20 protein-coding genes are annotated in these 20,884 nt (G+C 66.9%); 10 read left to right on the forward strand and 10 right to left on the reverse strand.

Annotated elements, in window-relative coordinates; all coding sequences use genetic code 11:
• Positions 1–45 precede the first annotated feature (45 nt).
• Entirely contained in the window at positions 46–861 is an 816-nt protein-coding gene (locus L6D75_RS00885; protein WP_236193392.1) for an AraC family transcriptional regulator, read from the reverse strand.
• 154 nt (positions 862–1,015) lie between these two features.
• Here L6D75_RS00885 and L6D75_RS00890 point away from each other — a divergent pair, with 154 nt between their 5' ends.
• Positions 1,016–1,639, forward strand: coding sequence for a LysE family translocator (locus L6D75_RS00890; protein ID WP_236193350.1), 624 nt, complete (start codon positions 1,016–1,018; stop codon positions 1,637–1,639).
• Here L6D75_RS00890 and L6D75_RS00895 read toward each other — a convergent pair.
• The 9 genes from L6D75_RS00895 to L6D75_RS00935 all read right to left on the reverse strand — a co-directional run bounded on the left by L6D75_RS00895 (position 1,636) and on the right by L6D75_RS00935 (position 11,219).
• A complete protein-coding gene (locus L6D75_RS00895; RefSeq protein WP_236193352.1) occupies positions 1,636–3,960 on the reverse strand; it encodes an autotransporter family protein in 2,325 nt (774 codons plus the stop codon). The genes L6D75_RS00890 and L6D75_RS00895 overlap by 4 nt on opposite strands.
• 137 nt (positions 3,961–4,097) lie before the next feature.
• Positions 4,098–4,373 carry a peptidylprolyl isomerase gene (locus tag L6D75_RS00900; protein ID WP_008095636.1) on the reverse strand — a complete coding sequence of 92 codons (276 nt, stop codon included), beginning with the start codon at positions 4,371–4,373 and terminating at the stop codon, positions 4,098–4,100.
• Positions 4,374–4,459: 86 nt separating this feature from the next.
• Positions 4,460–4,939 (reverse strand): serine protease inhibitor ecotin, encoded by a 480-nt coding sequence (eco, locus tag L6D75_RS00905; RefSeq protein WP_176512075.1) that lies wholly within the window; start codon positions 4,937–4,939, stop codon positions 4,460–4,462.
• Positions 4,940–4,994: 55 nt separating this feature from the next.
• Entirely contained in the window at positions 4,995–5,765 is a 771-nt protein-coding gene (gene hbdH / locus L6D75_RS00910) for a 3-hydroxybutyrate dehydrogenase (protein ID WP_176512076.1), read from the reverse strand.
• A gap of 17 nt (positions 5,766–5,782) precedes the next feature.
• The gene (locus L6D75_RS00915) at positions 5,783–6,799 is read right to left on the reverse strand and encodes an ABC transporter permease (RefSeq protein WP_176512077.1); all 1,017 of its coding nucleotides are present in this window, start codon (positions 6,797–6,799) and stop codon (positions 5,783–5,785) included.
• The gene (locus L6D75_RS00920; protein WP_176512078.1) at positions 6,799–7,857 is read right to left on the reverse strand and encodes a microcin C ABC transporter permease YejB; all 1,059 of its coding nucleotides are present in this window, start codon (positions 7,855–7,857) and stop codon (positions 6,799–6,801) included. Before L6D75_RS00920 ends, L6D75_RS00915 begins: the two co-directional genes overlap by 1 nt.
• Positions 7,854–9,779, reverse strand: a complete 1,926-nt coding sequence (locus tag L6D75_RS00925; protein ID WP_236193354.1) for an extracellular solute-binding protein — start codon at positions 9,777–9,779, stop codon at positions 7,854–7,856. The genes L6D75_RS00920 and L6D75_RS00925 overlap by 4 nt, the downstream gene beginning before the upstream one ends.
• 16 nt (positions 9,780–9,795) lie before the next feature.
• Positions 9,796–10,077, reverse strand: coding sequence for a peptidylprolyl isomerase (locus L6D75_RS00930; protein ID WP_144173004.1), 282 nt, complete (start codon positions 10,075–10,077; stop codon positions 9,796–9,798).
• An 80-nt stretch (positions 10,078–10,157) separates the two neighbouring features.
• The gene (locus L6D75_RS00935) at positions 10,158–11,219 is read right to left on the reverse strand and encodes a 3-deoxy-7-phosphoheptulonate synthase (RefSeq protein ID WP_176512079.1); all 1,062 of its coding nucleotides are present in this window, start codon (positions 11,217–11,219) and stop codon (positions 10,158–10,160) included.
• 644 nt (positions 11,220–11,863) lie between these two features.
• On the opposite strand from L6D75_RS00935, the gene benA reads away from it, so the two are divergent.
• The 9 genes from benA to L6D75_RS00980 all read left to right on the forward strand — a co-directional run bounded on the left by benA (position 11,864) and on the right by L6D75_RS00980 (position 20,859).
• On the forward strand, positions 11,864–13,222 hold the full coding sequence (gene benA / locus L6D75_RS00940) for a benzoate 1,2-dioxygenase large subunit (RefSeq protein WP_176512080.1): 1,359 nt from the start codon (positions 11,864–11,866) through the stop codon (positions 13,220–13,222).
• Positions 13,219–13,704: a benzoate 1,2-dioxygenase small subunit gene (gene benB, locus L6D75_RS00945; RefSeq protein ID WP_176512081.1), complete on the forward strand. Its 486-nt coding sequence runs from the start codon at positions 13,219–13,221 to the stop codon at positions 13,702–13,704. Before benA ends, benB begins: the two co-directional genes overlap by 4 nt.
• 71 nt (positions 13,705–13,775) lie before the next feature.
• On the forward strand, positions 13,776–14,786 hold the full coding sequence (benC, locus tag L6D75_RS00950) for a benzoate 1,2-dioxygenase electron transfer component BenC (protein ID WP_176512082.1): 1,011 nt from the start codon (positions 13,776–13,778) through the stop codon (positions 14,784–14,786).
• A 193-nt stretch (positions 14,787–14,979) separates the two neighbouring features.
• Positions 14,980–15,741 (forward strand): 1,6-dihydroxycyclohexa-2,4-diene-1-carboxylate dehydrogenase, encoded by a 762-nt coding sequence (locus L6D75_RS00955; protein WP_176512083.1) that lies wholly within the window; start codon positions 14,980–14,982, stop codon positions 15,739–15,741.
• A 52-nt stretch (positions 15,742–15,793) separates the two neighbouring features.
• Positions 15,794–17,137 carry an MFS transporter gene (locus L6D75_RS00960; protein ID WP_176512084.1) on the forward strand — a complete coding sequence of 448 codons (1,344 nt, stop codon included), beginning with the start codon at positions 15,794–15,796 and terminating at the stop codon, positions 17,135–17,137.
• Positions 17,138–17,166: 29 nt separating this feature from the next.
• Positions 17,167–18,288 carry a muconate cycloisomerase family protein gene (locus L6D75_RS00965; protein WP_236193356.1) on the forward strand — a complete coding sequence of 374 codons (1,122 nt, stop codon included), beginning with the start codon at positions 17,167–17,169 and terminating at the stop codon, positions 18,286–18,288.
• Positions 18,289–18,305: 17 nt separating this feature from the next.
• Positions 18,306–18,596 (forward strand): muconolactone Delta-isomerase, encoded by a 291-nt coding sequence (gene catC / locus L6D75_RS00970; RefSeq protein WP_042127247.1) that lies wholly within the window; start codon positions 18,306–18,308, stop codon positions 18,594–18,596.
• Positions 18,597–18,629: 33 nt separating this feature from the next.
• Positions 18,630–19,544 (forward strand): catechol 1,2-dioxygenase, encoded by a 915-nt coding sequence (gene catA / locus L6D75_RS00975; protein ID WP_176511089.1) that lies wholly within the window; start codon positions 18,630–18,632, stop codon positions 19,542–19,544.
• Between the two features lie 115 nt (positions 19,545–19,659).
• Positions 19,660–20,859: a benzoate/H(+) symporter BenE family transporter gene (locus tag L6D75_RS00980; protein WP_176511090.1), complete on the forward strand. Its 1,200-nt coding sequence runs from the start codon at positions 19,660–19,662 to the stop codon at positions 20,857–20,859.
• The last annotated feature ends 25 nt before the right edge of the window (positions 20,860–20,884 follow it).

The raw sequence follows: 20,884 nt of genomic DNA on the forward strand, positions 1-20,884 counted from the left end.
TGCTGGCCACCCCGCGCCAGGTATTGAAGATTATTGCAGCGCTGCCTACACAGCCGAACCCTGCCGATACTGGCCCGGCGTGACCCCGACGTGCGCCTTGAACACCCGCTGGAAATGGCTCTGGTCGGCAAACCCCAGGCGATACGCCACCTCCGCCAGCGCCTGGCCATCGCGCAGCCATTGCCGGCCGCGGTTGACCCTGGCGTTGAGCAGATAGGCATGTGGGGTGAAGCCCGTGGCAGCTCGAAAGGCCCGGATCAGTTGGTAGCGGCCAAGGCCGGCTTGTTGCGCCAGCGTCCCAAGGCTCAATTGGGCAGGGTCCAGCGCCTCGATGTGCGCGATCAGCTCCCCTAGCACCGCAGTGCCCAGCGCAGGTGCCGGGGCCGAGGGCAGCGGCGGATGCTCGGAAAAGTCGTGGTCACCCATGAAGGTGATCAGTGCCGCTTCCTTTTCCGCGCAGCCCGCGGTGCTGAACAGCAGGGCATTCAAGCTGCAGAACGCGCGGTACAGCGCAGGGCTGCGGCTGATGCGCGCCGGCTCGCCGGCTTCGGCGCCACGGATGCCCGACTCCAGCCGCAACTGGCTCAACCACGGGGCATCGATGTGCAGCATCTGGTAGCTCCAGGCCTGGCCGGGCTCGGGGTTGCAGGCGTGCAGCCGTTGCGCCGGCACCAGCACCAGGGTGCCGGGCGTCAGGCGTACCTGGCCGTCGCCGGCGCCGGTGAACAGGCTGCTGCCAGCATCCACGGCGCCGATGGAAAAGGTCGGGTGGCTGTGCGCCTTGTAACAGGCCCGGCTGTGGCAGGCCCGGCGGCTTTCCACCCAGGGCAGGGTCGGGTCACGCCAGAGCAGGGTATGCATTTCGGGCACGGCAAACTCCTCGGTCGGGCCGGGAGCTTAACAGCGCCAGGTGCGCTGCGGCAAAGCGCGGGCCGTACAGTTTTGCCTGCTGGCTGTACCTTGACCCGCTTGCCGCCAGGCGTCTGAATAGCGGCCTGACAACAAGGACTATCCAATGGAACTGTCGAGCCTGCTGCTATTCATCCCTGCCTGCTTCGCCTTGAACATGGCGCCGGGGCCGAACAACCTGCTGTCGCTGCACAACGCCAGCCGCTATGGCCTGCGCACGGCCTGCGTGGCCGGTGGCGGGCGCATCGTCGCCTTCAGCGGCATGATCGCCCTGGCGGCGATGGGCCTGGCCGTGGTGCTGCACACCAGCGAGTACCTGTTCCTGATAATCAAGGTGGTCGGCGCGGCCTACCTGTTCTACATCGCCTGGCAACTGTGGCGTGCCCCGGTGGGCGAGGCCGTGGTGGCCAGTGATCATCCGCGCGGCACCTGGCGCCTGGCGCGCCAGGAATTCTGGGTGGCGGCCGGCAACCCAAAGGCGATCCTGATCTTTACCGCCTTCCTGCCGCAGTTCGTTTCGGTCGGCAGCGCCACGCCGGTCAGCGAGCAGTTCCTCTGGCTGGGTGTGCTGTTCCTGCTGCTGGAATGGGCGGCAATCGCCATCTATGCCGGGCTGGGCGCGTACCTGCAGCGCTGGTTCAACCAGCCCGGGCCGCGCCGGCTGTTCAACCGGGTCAGCGCCTCGCTGCTCGGTTGCGCCGGCCTCGGGCTGCTGGCGGCGCGCCGCTAGAACTGCCAGCGCACGCCCAGGTTAGCGCCGCTGGCCTCCTGCTGGCGGCTGTCGAGGTTGCTGCTGTACTGCACGCCGCCGTGCAGGCTCAGCGCCGGGTTCAGCTGGGCGACCAGGCCGGCTTCGAGCTGCGCCGAGGTGTAGCGGTAGTCGGTCTTGATCTTGTCCACCCCATCGAAGGTCAATGTGTCGCGGCCACCGTCGCCGTGCCACAGGTTGAGCTGGGCGTAGGGCTGCAGCAATCGCGCAGCGCTGCTGCTGAAGGCGCCTTCCAGGCGCAGCCCCAGGCGGCCGGTCAGCTCGACCTGGGCGTCATGGCTGATGTGCGAAACGCTGTCGTTGGCGCTGTCCAGCGAGACCTTCTGCGCGATCAGCTGGGCCTGCGGCTCCAGGCTCCAGCGCTCGCCCAGGCTGATCGGGTAGCCAGACTCCAGCGAGGCGGTCCAGGCATGGCCGTCGATGTTCAGCTTGTCGCCCCGGTCGGAGCGTGCGCGGCCATCCAGGCGGGTGTATTGCAGCACCGCATCGAGGTACCCGCGTTGCGGCCCGACCAGGGTCCAGTAGCCGCCAACGCTGTCACCGTCGAGGCGCAGGTCACCGACGCTGCGGTGTTGCTCGGCCAGGGCGAAGCCTTTGACGTCGCCGTCCAGGCGGCCATGGCCGACATACAGGCCGACCTGCTGGCGATAACCGTCATCGCCGACGTTGGCGTACAGGTCCTGGCCGACCTTGAAACCGTACAGGTCGACGTCCAGGCTCGGGCTGACCGTGCCACTCCATTGCTGACGCAAGTTGCCGCCATAGGCCTGGCCCCAACTGGCCGGCACGGCGCCCTGGCCGCCGAGTAGCTGCTGATCGCCCTGGCGCTGGTGGAAGGTGCCGAGCGCCTGGCGGGCGATGATCGCGGCGCCGCGTGGCGCGGCGGCGTAAACCGCCACTTCCGGGCGGTACAGCGGCACGCTGGTGCCGGCCACGGCCGTTGGCAGTTCGGGCTGACCTGGCGCGGGGGCGGCCACGGGCGGGGTGGCTGCGGGCTCCTCGGCCGGCGTTTCGGGGGTTTCGGGTGGGGTGCCAGGCGCTTGCTCTGCCGGGGCCGGCGGCGCCACCAGGGTGGAGCGCAGGTACCAGCTGTTTTCCGAGCCGGCGGTGACGCCACCCTTGAACAGCCGATAGTCGTAGGCCCCGGCCGACAGCGTCTGGGTTTGCACGAACGCGCTGTTGCTGCTGGTGGCGCCGTCCCGCGCCTCGACCACCTGGATGCCGTTCTGCGATGTGGCAGCCCCGGCACCGCCCAAGTTGTTGACCAGCAAGCGCGTGCTGCCGTCGATGCTGCCCTGGCTGACCACCAGCCGGTCGGAAGGCGCACCGTCGCCGGCCAGTACGCTGTTCACCCGCAAGGTACCGTCGTTGCCCTGGTAGTCGCCGTTGATCGTGAGGCGGCCCTGGGCGTCATTGGCGCTGCCCAGGTCCAGGGTGCCGGCGTTGACCAGCACTGCACGCTGGCCCTCGCCGAACGCTGTGACCGTGCCCTGGCGGGACACCAAGGTGCTGCTGGCATCGAGGTTCAAGGTGCCGCTGCCGCTGTTGGCATCGCCCAGCACAAAGCGGTCATCCAGGCTGAGGCGGCTGTTGTCGCCGACGTTGACGGTTTCCCAGTTGGGATAGAGGGCGCCGCCGACGATGGCGCTGTTGGCAAAGCTCAGCGTGTCGTTGCCAGCGCCGCCGTCGAGGGGAACGCTACTGCCATCGAGGTTGCTGATGTTCGCCTGGTCATCCCCCAGGCCCATGTCGACGCGCCCGCCGATAGTACCGCCCGACCAGTTGAAAAGGTCATTCCCGGCACTGGCCAGCACGTTGCCGCCCAGGCTGCCACCACTGATGGTGATGCTGTCCGCGCCGCCGCTGGTGCTGATGTTGCCGCCGATGGCGCCGCCCCGCAGGATGATCGTGTCGTTGCCGAAGCCGCTGACCAGGTTGCCATCGATGAGGGTGGGCTCGGCTGTGTCCTGGGACATTTCGAAGTAGTTGTCGGCAAGCTTCAGATCGACCCGGCCAATGCGCCCGCCGCTGAAGATGGCCCGGTCGCCATCCTCGAAGGCGCCGATGATGCGCCCGCCGGACATGCTGAAGGTGTCGTAGCCCAGCCCTTGGTTGAGCGACTGGACCGTGCCACCGGTCATGTTGAAGTCGTCGATGGCCGGGGTCTGTGCCACGGCGCCGAGGTTGTCGCCGGCCGCTACCCGCAGGTCTTCGGCATGCGCCAGTAGCGGCAGGGTGAGCAAGGGCAGTGCGGCAGGTGCAAGCAGGCGGGCATAACGCATCGGCAGGTCTCCATGGCCATGGGGATGGACCACTGTCTGGAAGCGTGCCGTGCGGGGGCAGGTTCCGGCCCTGCCTGAGTTGTAGGAGTAGAGCGGGGTAAGCGCAACTGACAAAAATGCCAGGCGGCGATGGGCTATCAGTCGCGGTAGAAGGTCTGTACCAGGTGGTAGCCGAACTTCGACTTGATCGGGCCGTGCACCACGCGCAAGGGCTTCTTGAAGATCACCTGGTCGATGGCGCCCACCAGTTGCCCCGGCCGCACTTCGCCCAGATCACCACCGCGCTTGCCCGACGGGCACGTGGAGAACTTCTTGGCCAGCACGTCGAAGGCCTCGCCGTTGGCGATGCGCTGCTTGAGCTTTTCGGCTTCGTCAGCGGTCTTGACCAGGATGTGGCGGGCTTGAGCTTTCATGGGGCACCTGTGCTTCGGGGCAAAAAAAAAAGGCCGCCATTATGCCTGATCGCGCGGGCGGCGCGTTGGCACAATGGCGGCCGATCTTACTCTACCTTGGCCTTTTGCACGTCTTCGGAGGCCGACCACACGCGGTAGCGCACCTCGACGCCTTGCGGCACGTAGACCACCACCGGCAGCTTGCTGTTGTAGCGCAGCATGAAGCCTTCACCGACCACCGGCACGAAGGCCTCGGTCTTCTTGCCGTCCGGGCAGGCCATCAAGGTGGTGGCCGGGCCACCGACCTTGTCCAGGCGGTAGTAGCTGTAGCCCCAGCCTTCCAGGGTGCGTTCCTCCAGGCTGCCGGCCAGGCGCTGGCGGTTGCAGTCGACCTGCAGGGTCTTGCCTGCCAGGATTTCCAGCTTGTGGGCCGACTCGTCAGGTTGTGCCGGCAGGTGAATTACCTGCCGGGTGTAGCCTTTTTCCGCCTCGGGGTAGGGCGCGACATCTTTAAGGCTGGCCGCCATCACCGGGGCAGCGGCCGCCAGGGCCAGGGCGAACATCGCGGACATGTGGGTTGGGCGCATAGGGCCTCCTTGCAGTTGAACAGGTGCAAGACCAGCGCCAGGCCCAGGCTGCCCGTCACTGGGCCAACCAGCCGCCATCGACGTTCCAGGCGGCGCCGCGGACCTGGCTTGCGGCCTCGCTGCACAAGAATAGTACCAGCTCGCCCAGGTGCTCGGGGGTGACGAAGGCCAATGAAGGCTGCTTCTCGGCCAGCAGATCCTCCTCTGCTTGATGTGGGTCTATGCCCTTGGCGGCGCGTTCGTCGATCTGTTTCTGCACCAGCGGGGTCAGCACCCAACCTGGGCAGATGGCGTTGCAGGTGACGTTGCTGGTGGCGGTTTCCAGGCCCACCACCTTGGTCAGGCCGACCACCCCATGCTTGGCGGCCACGTAGGCGGCCTTGCCGGTAGAGCCCACCAGCCCGTGCACCGAGGCAATGTTGATGATCCGCCCCCAGTTGCGCGCACGCATGCCCGGCAGCACCAGGCGGGTGCCATGGAACACGGCCGACAGGTTCAGGGCGATGATCTTGTCCCAGCTCTCTACCGGGAACTGCTCGACCGGCGCCACATGCTGGATGCCGGCATTGTTGACGAGGATGTCGATGCCGCCGAACTCACGTTCGGCCATGGCGAACAGCGCCTCGATCTGCGCCACGTCGGACAGGTCGGCCGGGTGGTGCGCCACCTTCACCCCGTGCCTGGCAACCTCGGCCAACGCCGCCGAGGGGTCGCCGAAACCATTGAGCAGAATGTCCGCGCCGGCGCGCGCCAGGACCTGGGCAATACCCAGGCCGATGCCGCTGGTGGAGCCGGTAACCAGTGCAGTCTTGCCTTTGAGTGTCATGCAAACATCTCCTTGGACTAGCTTCGTGGGTCGAACGCCTCGCGCAGGGCGTCGCCGATGAACACCAGCAGCGACAGGATCACCGCTAGCGCAAAGAACGCGGTAAAGCCCAGCCACGGGGCCTCCAGGTGCTGCTTGCCCTGGGTCACCAGCTCGCCCAGCGACGCACTGCCGGCTGGCATGCCGAAGCCGAGGAAGTCCAGTGCGGTCAGGGTGGTGATGGCCCCGGTGAGCATGAAGGGCACATAGGTGAAGGTGGCATTCATCGCATTGGGCAGGATGTGGCGCAGCATCACCTGGCTGTCGGGCAGGCCCAGGGCGCGGGCGGCCTTCACGTATTCCAGGTTGCGCCCACGGAGGAACTCGGCGCGCACCACATCGACCAGGGTCAACCAGGAGAACAGCGCCATGATGCCCAGCAGCCACCAGAAATCCGGCTCGACGAAGCCGCTGAGGATGATCAGCAGGTACAGCACCGGCAACCCCGACCACACCTCCAGCAGGCGCTGCCCGAGCAGGTCGACCCAGCCGCCGTGGTAGCCCTGCAAGGCGCCGGCGGTCAGGCCGACCAGCACGCTGACCACGGTCAGGGCAAAGGCGAACAGCAGCGACACCCGGGTGCCATACAGCACCCGCGCCAGCACGTCGCGGCCCTGGTCGTCGGTGCCCAGCCAGTTGCTGGCGCTGGGCGGGCTGGGCGTGGGCACCTGCAGGTCGTAGTTGGGCGTGTCGGCGCTGAAGGGGATCGGCGCGAACAGCATCCAGCCGCCCTGGCCCTCGATCAGCTGGCGCACGTAGGCACTGCGGTAGTCCGGCTGAAACGGCAGCTGGCCACCGAACTGCTGTTCGCTGTAGCGCTTGAGCGCCGGCACGTACAGCTCGCCCTTGAAGCCCAGCAGCAAGGGCTTGTCGTTGGCCACCAGCTCCGCGCCCAGGCTCAGCAGCAACAGCGCGGCGAACAGCCACAACGACACCCAGCCGCGGCGGTTGCGGCGAAAGCGTTGCAGGCGGCGGCGCGAAACCGGCGACAGCATCAGTGCGCCCTCGCGTCGAAGTCGATGCGTGGGTCGAGCACGGTGAAGGCCAGGTCACCGATCAGGCGGAACAGCAGGCCCGCCAGGGTGAAGATGAACAGCGTGCCGAACACCACCGGGTAGTCGCGCGACACCGCCGCCTCGTAGCTCAGGCGGCCCAGGCCATCGAGCGAGAAGATCACCTCGATCAGCAGCGAGCCGGCGAAGAACACGGTGATCAGCGCCTGCGGCAAGCCGGCCAGCACCAGCAGCATGGCATTGCGCAGCACATGGCCATACAGCACCCGCCGCTCGCTCAGGCCCTTGGCCCGTGCGGTGACCACGTACTGGCGGGAAATCTCGTCGAGGAAGGCGTTCTTGGTCAGCAGGGTGAGGGTGGCGAAGCCGCCGATCACCAGCGCCCCGACAGGCAGCACCAGGTGCCAGAAATAGTCGGCGAGCTTGCCCAGCAGGCTCAGTTGGTCGAAGTCTTCGGACACCAGCCCGCGCACCGGGAACCAGTTCAGCGAGGTGCCGCCGGCGAACAGCACGATCAGCAGCAGGGCGAACAGGAACGAGGGCAGGGCATAGCCGACCACGATCAGCGCGCTGCTCCAGGCATCGAAGCGGCTGCCGTGGCGCACGGCCTTGCGGATGCCCAGCGGGATCGACACCAGATAGGTGATCAGCGTGGCCCAGAAGCCCAGCGACAGGGTCACCGGCAACTTGTCGAGGATCAGGTCGGTGACCTTGGCGCCGCGAAAGAAGCTCTGGCCGAAATCCAGCCGCGCATACTGGCCGAGCATCAGCCACAGGCGTTCGCTGGCGGTCTTGTCGAAGCCGTATTGGCGCTTGATCTCGTCGATCAGCTTTGGGTCCAGGCCCCGGGTGGCGCGGGATTCGCCGTGCACCACCTCGGCGCGGGCGCCCGGGGCTGCGCCGCCGAGCCCCTGCAGGCGCGCCACCGCCTGCTCCACCGGGCCGCCGGGTGCGGCCTGGACGATGGCGAAGTTGACCAGCAGGATCGCCAGCAAGGTGGGGATGATCAGCAGCAGGCGGCGCAGGATGTAGGCGGTCATGGCTTAGCCTTCTGGCGCTCGGCCATTTGCGCGTTGGTCAGCGCCTCAGGGCTGATTTCCCACCAGCTGTCGAGCCCTTCGTCGTAGGCGGCCTGCACCTTGGGCAGGCCGAAGCGGTTCCACCATACGGTCGAGCTGCCGGGCGGGTAGTAGTTGGGCACCCAGTAGTAGTTCCATTGCAGCACCCGGTCCAGGGCATGGGCGTGGCGCAGCATGTCGGCCTGGGTGCTGGCCCGCACCAGGCCATCGACCAGGCGGTCCACGGCCGGGTCCTGCAGCACCATCAGGTTGTTCGAGCCCGGGTCATGGGCGGCGGCGGAGCCGAAGTAGTTGTACATTTCCGCGCCGGGCGACAGGGTCACCGGGTAGCCGGTGACGATCATGTCGTAGTCGCGGGCCATTACCCGGTTGATGTACTGGGCCGAGTCGACGTTGCGGATGTTCAGGCTGATGCCGATCTGCGCCAGGTTGCGCTTCCACGGCAGCAGCAGGCGCTCGACGCCGGCCTGGCCATTGAGGAAGGTGAATGCCAGCGGCTGGCCCTGGGCATTGACCAGGCGGTCGCCGTCCGGGTGCCAGCCTGCCTGCTGCAGCAGGGCCAGGGCCTGCAGCTGTTGCGCGCGGATGATGCCGGAGCCGTCGGTCACCGGGGCGCTGAACACCTGGTCGAACACTTCGTCGGGCACCTGGCCGCGCAACGGTTCGAGCAGTTTCAGCTCTTCGCTATCCGGCAGCGCGCGCGCTGCCAGCGGCGTGTTGGAGAACACGCTCTGCTGGCGGATGTACAGGTTGCGCATCATCTGCCGGTTGCTCCACTCGAAGTCCCAGAGCATGGCCAGCGCCTGGCGCACCCGGCGGTCCTTGAACTGCGGCTGGTCGAGGTTGAACACGAAGCCCTGGGCGGTCTGCGGCTTGGCCGGGCCCAGGTGGGCGCGCTGCAGGCGCCCGTCGTCGAGCTGCGCGCCGTTGTAGCCAAGGGTGTAGGCGGTGGCGGAGAACTCGCGGTTGTAGTCGTAGCCGCCGCCCTTGAGCACCTGGCGCGCCACTTCGGTGTCGCCGAAGTATTCGATGCGGATGTGCTCGAAGTTGAAACGGCCGCGGCTGGCCGGCAGGTCCCTGGCCCACCAGGCCGGGTCGCGCTCGAAGGTGATGCTGCGGCCGTTGTCGATGCGCCCGATGCGGTACGGGCCACTGCCCACCGGTTTGCTGAAGCCGGCGCCGTTGGCGAAGTCGCGCGCGGCCCAGTCGTGTTCGGGCAGCACCGGCAGGCTTGCCAGGTCCAGGGCCAGGGTGCGGCCATGGGGTTGGCGCAGGTCGAAGCGTACGTGGCGGCTGTCCTCCACGGCCACCCCGGCGACATCGGCGAACTGGGTGCGGTACTTGAGGCTGCCCTGGGCCATCAGCTTGTCGAAGGTGAAGCGCACGTCTTCGGCGCGCACCGGCTGGCCATCGGCGAAGGTCGCGCGCGGGTCGATCTCGAAGCGCAGCCAGGCATCTTGCGGGCCGCGTTCCATGCGCCGGGCGATCAGGCCGTAGACGGTGTAGGGCTCATCGAACGAACGCACGGCCAGCGGCGCGTACAGCCAGCCATCCACCTCGCTGACGCCGGTGCCTTTGTCGATGAACGGCAGAATATGGTCGAACTGGCCAATCTCGATGGCCGAGCGGCGCAGCAGGCCGCCCTTGGGGGCGTCGGGGTTGACGTAGTCGAAGTGGCGGAAGTTTTCGCTGTAGCGGGGCGCTTCACCGTAGACGGTGAGGGCGTGGGTGGGGGCGCCGTTGGCGGCGAAGCTTGCGCACAACAGTGCGATGCACGCCAGCCTGACGGCCCTATCGCCGGCAAGCCGGCTCCCACAGGTCAGGTGCAGGCCTTGAGCACCGCGCGCTTGGTGTGGGAGCCGGCTTGCCGGCGATGGGGCCATCGGCGCTGTCAGCCGATCAGTCCTGACGGCTGGTCACTTCCAGCAGGTGGTAGCCGAACTGAGTCTTCACCGGGCCTTGCACGGTGTTGATCGGCGCGCTGAAGACCACGGTGTCGAACTCCTTGACCATCTGGCCCGGGCCGAACGCGCCCAGGTCACCGCCTTGGCGGCTGGACGGGCAGGTGGAGTTGGCCTTGGCGATTTCGGCGAAGTCGGCACCGGCTTCGATCTGGGCCTTGAGTTCGTTGCACTTGTCTTCAGAGCTGACGAGGATGTGGCGGGCAGTGGCGCGTGCCATGGGGTACTACTCCTTGGGTGAAAAGGCCAAGCCTAGCGCACTTGCTCGGGAAATGTCTCGCTAGGCTTGCCGCGTATTTCCTACAGGCGGGCGGCTGCATCGCGCAGCATGGCTTCGGTCGCCGTCCAGCCCAGGCAACCGTCGGTGATCGACACGCCGTACTTCAGCGGGCCCTTGCCCAGTGCCTGGCAGCCATCGAACAGGTGGCCTTCGAGCATCACCCCGACAATCGAGCGGTCGCCGGCCAGGCGCTGGGCCAGCACGTCCTCGAACACCGCCGGTTGGCGCGCCGGGTCCTTGCCGCTGTTGGCGTGGCTGCAGTCGACCATGATCCGCGCCTGCAAACCGGCCTTGGCCAGCCCTTGGCGGGCCTGGGCAAGGCTGTTGGCATCGTAGTTCGGGCCTTTGTGGCCGCCGCGCAGCACCAGATGGGTGTCCGGGTTGCCCAGGGTTTCGATGATGGCCGGGTAGCCCTGGGCATCCATGCCGAAGTGGCGGTGCGGTGCGGCGGCGCTGCGCATGGCGTCGCAGGCGATGGCCACGCCGCCGTCGGTGCCGTTCTTGAAACCGACCGGCAACTGCAGGCCGCTGACCATTTCCCGGTGGATCTGCGATTCGGTGGTGCGCGCGCCAATCGCGGCCCAGCCCAGCAGGTCATCGAAGTAGCCGGCAGCCATCGGCTGCAGCAGCTCGGTGGCAATCGGCAGGCCGCGCTCGAGCATGTTCAGCATCAAGCCGCGGGACAGGGCGATGCCGGCATGCATGTCGTCGCTGCCATCGAGGTGCGGGTCGTAGGCCAGGCCTTTCCAGCCCACCGTGGTACGCGGTTTTTCCACGTAGGCGCGCATCACCAGCAGCAGCTTGTCGCCGACTTCGCGGCTCAAGGCGGCCAGGCGGTCGGCGTATTCCAGGGCCGAGCGGGGGTCGTGGATCGAGCACGGGCCGACGATCACCAACAGGCGCGGGTCGCGGCCTTCGAGGATGGCGCGGATGGCCTGGCGCTGGCTGTGGACTTGCTGGGCGAGTTCGCCGGAAAGCGGCATCTGCTGCTTGAGCAGGTGCGGGCTGGGCAGGCGCTGGCTGACGGTGGTGTTGGCAGCCTGCGGTTGGGTCAGGGGCAGAGCGAGGTTCGAAGCGTGCATGGCGTAGGTTCCCTGGGCGGACGGCGGGTTCTGGCCCGCGTGGTCGGCCCTATCGAGGTGTTCGACTAGTCGTTGATTGATTGTCTGCAGCATTGCCACCGGAGATGGACCGATCGGAGGCGGCAGGCTGGCCCGAACGGGATTGGCTAAATCGCCAGGCGTAGGTGCTTGCGTAGTAATAAGTGGCGTAGTTCATGAATCTGTCCTCAAGATGAATCGGTAATTTTTCAAAGGCCTGAAAAGCAAAACCCCCGGTCGGGGAGCCGACCGGGGGTTGAGTATTCTCATGTTCGGCGGCCCCTCGAAGGTGGGCGCCGTGTGGGTATCGGCGCCTAGTGGCTAAACCAATACCCAAAATAGAAGCCGGCAGCAGCCTTGCAGCCAGCAACGGCCAGCACAGGGCGCAGGCTGCGGCCGGTGTGGTTGGCGTGGTTGCGGGTGTGTTTCGGCATGTTGCTCTCCAGTGAATGAGCCCGAGCTTACTGCAGGTAGTGCGCCGCGTTCAATGGAAAATTGCTATGGCGCCGATCATTTGTGCCTTGGCCTGCAGAAAACGGATAGCACTGTGCAGCCATTGGATATTGCCGCCCGGCCCTGCGCCCTAACCTGAGCCGGTCTGAACAATAACAATGGAGACCCTGGCCATGTCCCTGGGATTCGACTACCTCAATGCCATGCTCGAGGACGACCGTGAACAGGGCATCTACCGCTGCAAGCGCGAGATGTTCACCGACCCACGCCTGTTCGACCTGGAGATGAAGCACATCTTCGAGGGCAACTGGATCTACCTGGCCCACGAAAGCCAGATCCCCGAGAAAAACGACTTCCTCACCCTGACCATGGGGCGCCAGCCGATCTTCATCGCGCGCAACAAGGACGGTGAGCTCAATGCCTTCCTCAATGCCTGCAGCCACCGCGGCGCCATGCTTTGCCGGCACAAGCGCGGCAACCGTGCCAGCTACACCTGCCCATTCCATGGCTGGACCTTCAACAACAGCGGCAAGCTGCTCAAGGTCAAGGATCCAAGCAACGCCGGCTACCCCGAAAGCTTCAACTGCGACGGCTCCCACGACCTGACCAAGGTGGCCCGTTTCGAGTCGTACCGGGGCTTTCTGTTCGGCAGCCTGAACGCCGACGTCAAACCCCTGGTCGAACACCTGGGCGAGTCGGCGAAGATCATCGACATGATCGTCGACCAGTCCCCTGAAGGCCTGGAGGTGCTGCGCGGCGCCAGTTCGTACATCTACGAAGGCAACTGGAAGCTCACCGCCGAGAACGGTGCCGACGGCTACCACGTCAGCTCCGTGCACTGGAACTACGCCGCCACCCAGAACCAGCGCAAGCAGCGCGAGGCGGGCGATGAGATCAAGACCATGAGCGCCGGCGCCTGGGCCAAGCAGGGCGGTGGCTTCTACTCCTTCGACCACGGCCACCTGCTGCTCTGGACCCGCTGGGCCAACCCCGAGGACCGCCCCGCCTACGAGCGCCGCGAGCAGCTCGCCGCCAATTTCGGCCAGGCCCGCGCCGACTGGATGATCGAGAACTCGCGCAACCTGTGCCTGTACCCCAACGTCTACCTGATGGACCAGTTCAGCTCGCAGATCCGCATCGCCCGGCCGATTTCGGTGAACAAGACCGAAATCACCATCTACTGTATCGCCCCCAGGGGCGAGAGCGCCGATGCCCGCGCCAAGCGCATCCGCCAGTACGAAGACTTCTTCAATGTCAGCGGCATGGCCACCCCGGACGACCTGGAGGAGTTCCGCTCCTGCCAGACCGGCTATGGCGGCGGTACCGGCTGGAATGACATGTCACGCGGTGCCCTGCACTGGGTGGAGGGCGCCGATCAAGCCGCGCAGGAGATCGAACTCAAGCCGCTGCTCTCGGGCGTGCGCACCGAGGACGAGGGCTTGTTCGTGCTGCAGCACAAGTACTGGCAGGACACCATGATCCAGGCGCTCAAGGACGAGCAGCGGCTGATCCCCGTGGAGGCCGTGCAATGAGCCTGCATGACACCGTGCGCGACTTCCTCTACCGCGAAGCGCGCTACCTGGACGACGCCCAGTGGGATCAGTGGCTGGAGCTGTACGCCAGCGACGCGACGTTCTGGATGCCGGCGTGGGACGACGACGACCGCCTCACCCAGGACCCGCAAAGCGAGATCTCGCTGATCTGGTACGGCAACCGCGGCGGCCTCGAGGACCGCGTGTTCCGCATCAAGACCGAGCGCTCCAGCGCCACCGTGCCGGACACCCGCACCTCGCACAACATCAGCAACATCGAGATCGTCGAGCAGGGCGAGGGCCGCTGCCAGGTGCGCTTCAACTGGCACACCCTGAGCTTTCGCTACAAGACCACCGACAGCTACTTCGGCACCAGCTACTACAGCCTCGACCTGCGCGGCGAGCAGCCGCTGATCCTGGCCAAGAAGGTGGTGCTGAAAAACGACTACGTGCGCCAGGTCATCGACATCTACCACATCTGAATCCGAGGTGACGCGAGCCGCTCGGTGTGCCCCAAGGTGCGCCGCGGCCAGCTTCGCCCGCGAGGTGCAACATGAGCTTCCAGATCGCGCTTAATTTCGAAGACGGGGTCACCCGCTTCATCGAGGCCAGCGGCCATGAAACCGTGGCCGACGCCGCCTACCGCCAAGGCATCAACATCCCCCTGGACTGCCGCGACGGCGCCTGCGGCACCTGCAAGTGCAAGGCCGAATCCGGGCGCTATGCGCTGGGCGACAACTTCATCGAAGACGCCCTGAGCGAGGAGGAAATCGCCGGCGGCTACGTGCTGACCTGCCAGATGCGCGCCGAAAGCGACTGCGTGCTGCGCATTCCGGCGTCCTCGCAGCTGTGCAAGGCCGAACAGGCCAGCTTCGAGGCGGCCATCAGCGACGTGCGCCAACTGTCGGCCAGCACCATTGCCCTGTCGATCAAGGGCGAGGCCCTGAGCCGGCTGGCGTTCCTGCCGGGGCAGTACGTCAACCTCAAGGTGCCGGGCAGCGAGCAGAGCCGGGCCTATTCCTTCAGTTCGCTGCAGAAGGACGGCGAGGTCAGCTTCCTCATCCGCAACGTGCCTGGCGGGCTGATGAGCCGCTTTCTCACCAGCCTGGCCAAGGCCGGCGACAGCATGAGCCTGGCCGGGCCCCTGGGCAGCTTCTACCTGCGCCCGATCCAGCGCCCGCTGTTGCTGCTGGCCGGCGGCACGGGCCTGGCGCCGTTCACGGCGATGCTCGAGAAGATTGCCGAGCACGGCAGCGAGCATCCGCTGCACCTGATCTACGGGGTCACCAACGACTTCGACCTGGTCGAACTGGACCGCCTGCAGGCCCTGGCCGCGCGCATTCCCAACTTCACCTACAGCGCCTGCGTGGCCAACCCTGAAAGCGAGTACCCGCGCAAGGGTTACGTGACCCAGCACATCGAGCCGCGCCACCTCAATGGCGGCGATGTCGACGTGTACCTGTGCGGGCCACCGCCGATGGTCGAGGCGGTCAGCCAGTACATCCGCGAGCAGGGCATTACGCCGGCCAACTTCTACTACGAAAAGTTCGCCGCAGCGGCTTGAGGTTATTTGGGGCATTCGCATCGTGCGGGTGAGGGTGGCCTTTTTTTGTCTGGGCAAGGGTTGGGGCCGCGCTGCGGCCCTTTCGCGACACAAGGCCGCTCCTACAGGAATGCGCGGTGTTTGTAGGAGCGGCCTTGTGTCGCGAAGGAGGGCGCAGCCCTCCCGGCAATTTCGGATCAAGCAGGAGATGGAAATGAACAACAGATTCCAAGGCAAGGTCGCCCTGGTCACCGGCGCCGCCCAGGGCATCGGCCGTGGCGTGTGCTGGCGGCTCAAGGCCGAAGGCGCGCAAGTGGTCGCCGTGGACCGTTCCGAACTGGTCCACGAACTGGCCGGGGAGGGCATGCTGACCCTCACCGCCGACCTCGAACAACACAGCGACTGCGCCCAGGTCATGGCCACCGCGGTACACACCTTCGGCCGCCTCGACATCCTGGTCAACAACGTCGGCGGCACCATTTGGGCCAAGCCGTTCGAGCACTACGAAGTCGAGCAGATCGAAGCCGAAGTGCGTCGCTCGCTGTTCCCCACCCTGTGGTGCTGCCACGCGGCGCTGCCCTACATGCTCGAGCGCGGCAGTGGCGCCATCGTCAACGTCTCGTCCATCGCCACCCGCAGCGTCAACCGCGTGCCCTACGGCGCGGCCAAGGGTGGCGTCAACGCGCTCACCGCCTGCCTTGCCTTCGAAACCGCCGGGCGCGGCATCCGCGTCAACGCCACCGCCCCCGGCGGCACCGAGGCGCCGCCGCGGCGGGTGCCGCGCAACGCCGCCGAGCAGAGCGAACAGGACAAGGCCTGGTACCAGCAGATCGTCGACCAGACCCTGGCCAGCAGCCTGATGCACCGCTACGGCAGCATCGACGAACAGGTCGGTGCAATCCTCTTCCTGGCCTCCGACGACGCCTCCTACATCACCGGCGTAACCCTGCCGGTAGGGGGCGGCGACCTCGGCTGAACGCCCCCAGGCACGCTTTTACTCCACAAAAACAACAACAGAGACCGATGCCATGCGAACACTCGACGTGCACCCGATCATCGACAATGCCCGCTTCAGCCCCTTCCACTGGATGGTCATGGCCTGGTGCGGCCTGCTGCTGATCTTCGACGGCTATGACCTGTTCATCTACGGCGTGGTCCTGCCGGTGATCATGAAACAGTGGGGCCTGACCCCGCTGCAGGCCGGCGCCCTGGGCAGCTACGCGCTGTTCGGCATGATGTTCGGCGCCCTGGCCTTCGGCAGCCTGGCCGACCGCATCGGCCGCAAGAAAGGCATCGCCCTCTGTTTCGCCCTGTTCTCCGGGGCCACCATCCTCAACGGCTTCGCCAGCAGCCCCAGCGAGTTCGGCCTCTACCGCTTCATCGCAGGCCTGGGCTGCGGCGGCCTGATGCCCAACGCCGTGGCGCTGATGAACGAATACGCGCCCAAGCGCCTGCGCAGCACGCTGGTGGCGATCATGTTCAGCGGCTACTCGCTGGGCGGCATGCTCTCGGCCGGCGTGGGCATCTTCATGCTGCCGCGCTTTGGCTGGGAGTCGATGTTCTTCGCCGCCGCCATCCCGCTGCTGCTGTTGCCGGTGATTCTCTACTACCTGCCCGAGTCGATCGGCTTCCTGGTGCGCCAGGGCCGCAGCGACGAAGCGCGCAAGCTGCTCAAGCGCCTGGACCCAAGCTGCGACATCCAGCCCGGCGACACCCTGCAGTTCACTGTGGGAGCGGGCTTGCCCCGCGACAGGGCCGGCAAGTTCAGCGCCGTTCTAGACCTGTTCCGCAACGGCCTGGCCACCCGCACCCTGGCCTTGTGGCTGGCGTTCTTCTGCTGCCTGCTGATGGTCTACGCCCTCAGCTCGTGGCTGCCGAAACTGATGGCCAACGCCGGCTACAGCCTGGGTTCGAGCCTGTCGTTCCTGCTTGCGCTGAACTTCGGCGGCATGGCCGGGGCGATCCTCGGCGGCTGGCTGGGCGACCGCTACAACCTGGTCAAGGTCAAGGTCGCGTTCTTCCTGGCGGCGGCGTTGTCGATCAGCCTCCTGGGCGTCAACAGCCCGATGCCGGTGCTGTACCTGCTGATCTTCATCGCCGGCGCCACCACCATCGGCACGCAGATCCTGCTGTATGCCGGCGCCGCCCAGCTCTATGGCCTGTCGGTGCGTTCCACCGGCCTTGGCTGGGCCTCGGGCATCGGCCGCAATGGCGCCATCGTCGGGCCGCTGCTCGGTGGGGCGCTGATGGGCATCAACCTGCCGCTGCAACTGAACTTCATCGCCTTCGCCATCCCCGGCGCCATTGCCGCGCTGGCCATGGCCGTGCACCTGGCCAGCGGCCGGCGTCAGGCCCTGGCGGCGACGGCCTGACCCTCACTGACTGAACTGGAGCCTATGGCATGACAAGCCCGACCCTCGAGCGTATCGACGCGATCATCGTCGACCTGCCGACCATCCGCCCGCACAAGCTGGCCATGCACACCATGCAGCAGCAGACCCTGGTGGTCCTGCGCCTCCAATGCAGCGACGGCATCGAAGGCCTCGGCGAGGCCACCACCATCGGCGGCCTGGCCTACGGCTACGAGAGCCCCGAGGGCATCAAGGCCAACATCGACGCGCACCTGGCGCCGGCGCTGATCGGCCTGCCGGCCGACAACATCAACGCCGCCATGCTCAAGCTCGACAAGCTGGCCAAGGGCAACACCTTCGCCAAGTCCGGCATCGAAAGCGCGCTGCTCGACGCCCAGGGCAAGCGCCTGGGCCTGCCGGTCAGCGAGTTGCTCGGCGGGCGCGTGCGCGACAGCCTGGAAGTGGCCTGGACCCTGGCCAGCGGCGACACCGCCCGCGACATCGCCGAGGCCGAGCACATGCTGGACATCCGCCGCCACCGGCTGTTCAAGCTGAAGATCGGCGCCAACCCGCTGGAGCAGGACCTCAAGCACGTGGTGGCGATCAAGCGCGAGCTGGGCGAGCGGGCCAGCGTGCGCGTCGACGTCAACCAGTACTGGGACGAGTCCCAGGCGATCCGCGCCTGCCAGGTGCTGGGCGACAACGGCATCGACCTGATCGAGCAGCCGATTTCGCGCATCAACCGCGGCGGGCAAGTTCGCCTGAACCAGCGCAGCCCGGCGCCGATCATGGCCGACGAATCCATCGAATGCGTCGAGGACGCCTTCAGCCTGGCCGCCGACGGCGCTGCCAGCATCTTCGCCCTGAAGATCGCCAAGAACGGCGGCCCGCGCGCCGTGCTGCGCACCGCGCAAATCGCCGAGGCAGCCGGCATCGCCCTGTACGGCGGGACCATGCTCGAAGGTTCGATCGGCACCCTGGCCTCGGCCCACGCCTTCCTCACCCTGCGCCAGCTGACTTGGGGCACCGAGCTGTTCGGCCCGCTGCTGCTGACCGAAGACATCGTCAACGAACCGCCGCAATACCACGACTTCCAGCTGCACGTGCCGCGCACCCCAGGCCTCGGCCTGAGCCTGGACGAAGCCCGCCTGGCGCGGTTTGCCCGCCGCTAACCCCAAGGAGAAACCCCATGCTGTTCCACGTGAAGATGACCGTGAAACTGCCGGTCGACATGGACCCGGCCAAGGCCGCGCAACTGAAGGCCGACGAGAAGGAACTGGCCCAGCGCCTGCAGCGCGAGGGCAGCTGGCGCCACCTGTGGCGCATCGCCGGGCACTACGCCAACTACAGCGTGTTCGACCTGCCCAGCGTCGAGGCGCTGCACGACACGCTGATGCAACTGCCGCTGTTCCCGTACATGGACATCGAGGTCGACGGCCTGTGCCGCCATCCCTCGTCGATCCATGCCGACGACCGCTGATTCCCTTTCGCACAAGAACAAGAGGTACCCACCATGACCGTGAAGATTTCCCAGACCGCCGACGTGCAAGCCTTCTTCCAGCAAGCTGCAGGCTTTGGCAATGACCAGGGCAGCCCGCGCCTGAAGCGCATCATCCAGCGCGTATTGCAGGACACCGCGCGCCTGATCGAGGACCTGGAAGTCAGCGAAAACGAGTTCTGGCACGCCGTCGACTACCTCAACCGCCTGGGCGGGCGCGGCGAAGCCGGGCTGCTGGTGGCAGGCCTGGGCATCGAGCACTTCCTCGACCTGCTGCAGGACGCCAAGGACGCCGAGGTCGGCCTCGGCGGCGGCACCCCGCGTACCATCGAAGGCCCGCTGTACGTGGCCGGCGCGCCGATCGCCGAAGGTGAAGTGCGCTTGGACGATGGCAGCGAAGCGGGCGTGGCCACGCCGATGTTCCTCGAAGGCCAGGTGTTCGACCCTGCCGGCAAACCGCTGGCCGGCGCCACCGTCGACCTGTGGCATGCCAACACCCGTGGCACCTACTCGTTCTTCGACCAGAGCCAATCCGAATACAACCTGCGCCGGCGCATCGTCACCGATGCCGAGGGCCGCTACCGGGCGCGCTCCATCGTGCCCTCGGGCTATGGCTGCGACCCCCAGGGGCCGACCCAGGAGTGCCTCAACCTGCTCGGCCGCCACGGCCAACGCCCGGCCCACGTGCACTTCTTCATCTCGGCGCCGGGGCATCGGCACCTGACCACGCAGATCAACCTGTCGGGGGACAAGTACCTGTGGGACGACTTCGCCTATGCGACCCGTGATGGCTTGGTGGGGGAGGTGGTGTTCCGTGAGGGCGGTGAGGGGCGGTATGCCGAGCTGAAGTTCGACTTCCAGCTGCAGAAGGCGCAGGCAAGCGCCGATGAGCAGCGCAGTGGGCGGCCTCGGGCGTTGCAGGAAGGCTGAAGGCCCTATCGCCGGCAAGCCGGCTCCCACAGGTTCACCACCGTCCTCTGTGGGAGCCGGCTTGCCGGCGATCAAGGGCAAAGCCCTTGCCATCCACCCTGTAGCGAGAGCCCCCATGAAAACCCTGATCAAGGACAGCTCGCTGTCCGCCCTCGTCGCCGGCTGCATCGCGACGATGATTTCCTACGCCGGCCCGCTGGTGATCATCTTCCACGCCGCCGAGGCCGCTGGCCTGTCCCAGGGCCTGCTGTCGTCCTGGGTCTGGGCGGTGTCCATGGGCAGCGCCGTGCTCGGCGCGGTGCTCAGCCTGCACTACCGGGTACCGGTGGTGATCGCCTGGTCGATCCCAGGCTCTGCGCTGCTGGTTACCGCCTTGCCGCAACTGGGCCTCGAGCAAGCGGTGGGGGCGTACCTGATCGCCAACCTGGTGCTGCTGCTGATTGGCATCAGCGGGGCCTTCGACCGCATCATCGCGCGGCTGCCCGGGTCGATCGCCGCCGGCATGCAGGCCGGCATCCTGTTCAGCTTCGGCACCGAGGTGTTCCGTGCGCTGCCGGCACAACCGGGGCTGGTGCTGACGATGTTCGCCACCTACGTGCTGATGCGCAGGGTGCAACCGCGGTACGCGGTGGCGGCGGTGCTGGCTGCCGGCGCCGTGGTGACGCTTGCCAGTGGCGCGTTTCGCAGCGAGGCGCTGGTACTGGCGTTGGCCTCGCCCCAGTGGATTACCCCGCAGTTCAGCCTGGCGGCGGTCTTCAGCCTGGCGCTGCCGATGGTGCTGGTGGCCCTGACCGGGCAGTTCATGCCGGGCATGGCGGTGCTGCGCAACGCCGGCTACGGCACGCCGGCAAGCCCGCTGATCAGCGCCAGCGCGGTCGGTGGCGCGTTGCTGGCCCCGTTCGGCTGCCATGGCCTGAACCTTGCCGCCGTCACCGCCAGCCTGTGTACCGGCCACGAGGCCCACGAAGACCCTCGTCGGCGCTATGTCGCAGCCGTGGCGGGCAGTGCGCTGTACCTGCTGCTGGGCATTGCCGGGGCGACGCTGATGTCACTGTTCGCCGCCTTTCCTGCTGCGCTGATCGCCGCCCTGGCCGGGCTTGCGCTGTATGGCGCGATCAGTGAGGCGCTGGCCCGCAGCCTGGCACAACCTGCAGAGCGCGATGCTGGCCTGTTCACCTTCCTGGTCACCGCTTCCGGGGTGTCGTTCCTGGGCCTGTCGGCCGCGTTCTGGGGCTTGCTGTTCGGCTTGCTGGCCCATGCGCTGCTGCATGTGCGCCGCCCACCCGCCATCCAGGCCCTGCGCCGCAATTGCTGAACCGTCGTATTCCCAACGCTTTACC

It is taken from the genome of Pseudomonas faucium (assembly GCF_021602585.1).
GTDB lineage: Bacteria > Pseudomonadota > Gammaproteobacteria > Pseudomonadales > Pseudomonadaceae > Aquipseudomonas > Aquipseudomonas faucium.

Coding starts and splice junctions, on each gene's coding strand:
- L6D75_RS00885 (WP_236193392.1), bottom strand. CDS start 861: ATGCATACCCTGCTCTGGCGTGACCCGACCCTGCCCTGGGTGGAAAGC.
- L6D75_RS00890 (WP_236193350.1), top strand. CDS start 1,016: ATGGAACTGTCGAGCCTGCTGCTATTCATCCCTGCCTGCTTCGCCTTG.
- L6D75_RS00895 (WP_236193352.1), bottom strand. CDS start 3,960: ATGCGTTATGCCCGCCTGCTTGCACCTGCCGCACTGCCCTTGCTCACC.
- L6D75_RS00900 (WP_008095636.1), bottom strand. CDS start 4,373: ATGAAAGCTCAAGCCCGCCACATCCTGGTCAAGACCGCTGACGAAGCC.
- eco (WP_176512075.1), bottom strand. CDS start 4,939: ATGCGCCCAACCCACATGTCCGCGATGTTCGCCCTGGCCCTGGCGGCC.
- hbdH (WP_176512076.1), bottom strand. CDS start 5,765: ATGACACTCAAAGGCAAGACTGCACTGGTTACCGGCTCCACCAGCGGC.
- L6D75_RS00915 (WP_176512077.1), bottom strand. CDS start 6,799: ATGCTGTCGCCGGTTTCGCGCCGCCGCCTGCAACGCTTTCGCCGCAAC.
- L6D75_RS00920 (WP_176512078.1), bottom strand. CDS start 7,857: ATGACCGCCTACATCCTGCGCCGCCTGCTGCTGATCATCCCCACCTTG.
- L6D75_RS00925 (WP_236193354.1), bottom strand. CDS start 9,779: ATGGCCCCATCGCCGGCAAGCCGGCTCCCACACCAAGCGCGCGGTGCT.
- L6D75_RS00930 (WP_144173004.1), bottom strand. CDS start 10,077: ATGGCACGCGCCACTGCCCGCCACATCCTCGTCAGCTCTGAAGACAAG.
- L6D75_RS00935 (WP_176512079.1), bottom strand. CDS start 11,219: ATGCACGCTTCGAACCTCGCTCTGCCCCTGACCCAACCGCAGGCTGCC.
- benA (WP_176512080.1), top strand. CDS start 11,864: ATGTCCCTGGGATTCGACTACCTCAATGCCATGCTCGAGGACGACCGT.
- benB (WP_176512081.1), top strand. CDS start 13,219: ATGAGCCTGCATGACACCGTGCGCGACTTCCTCTACCGCGAAGCGCGC.
- benC (WP_176512082.1), top strand. CDS start 13,776: ATGAGCTTCCAGATCGCGCTTAATTTCGAAGACGGGGTCACCCGCTTC.
- L6D75_RS00955 (WP_176512083.1), top strand. CDS start 14,980: ATGAACAACAGATTCCAAGGCAAGGTCGCCCTGGTCACCGGCGCCGCC.
- L6D75_RS00960 (WP_176512084.1), top strand. CDS start 15,794: ATGCGAACACTCGACGTGCACCCGATCATCGACAATGCCCGCTTCAGC.
- L6D75_RS00965 (WP_236193356.1), top strand. CDS start 17,167: ATGACAAGCCCGACCCTCGAGCGTATCGACGCGATCATCGTCGACCTG.
- catC (WP_042127247.1), top strand. CDS start 18,306: ATGCTGTTCCACGTGAAGATGACCGTGAAACTGCCGGTCGACATGGAC.
- catA (WP_176511089.1), top strand. CDS start 18,630: ATGACCGTGAAGATTTCCCAGACCGCCGACGTGCAAGCCTTCTTCCAG.
- L6D75_RS00980 (WP_176511090.1), top strand. CDS start 19,660: ATGAAAACCCTGATCAAGGACAGCTCGCTGTCCGCCCTCGTCGCCGGC.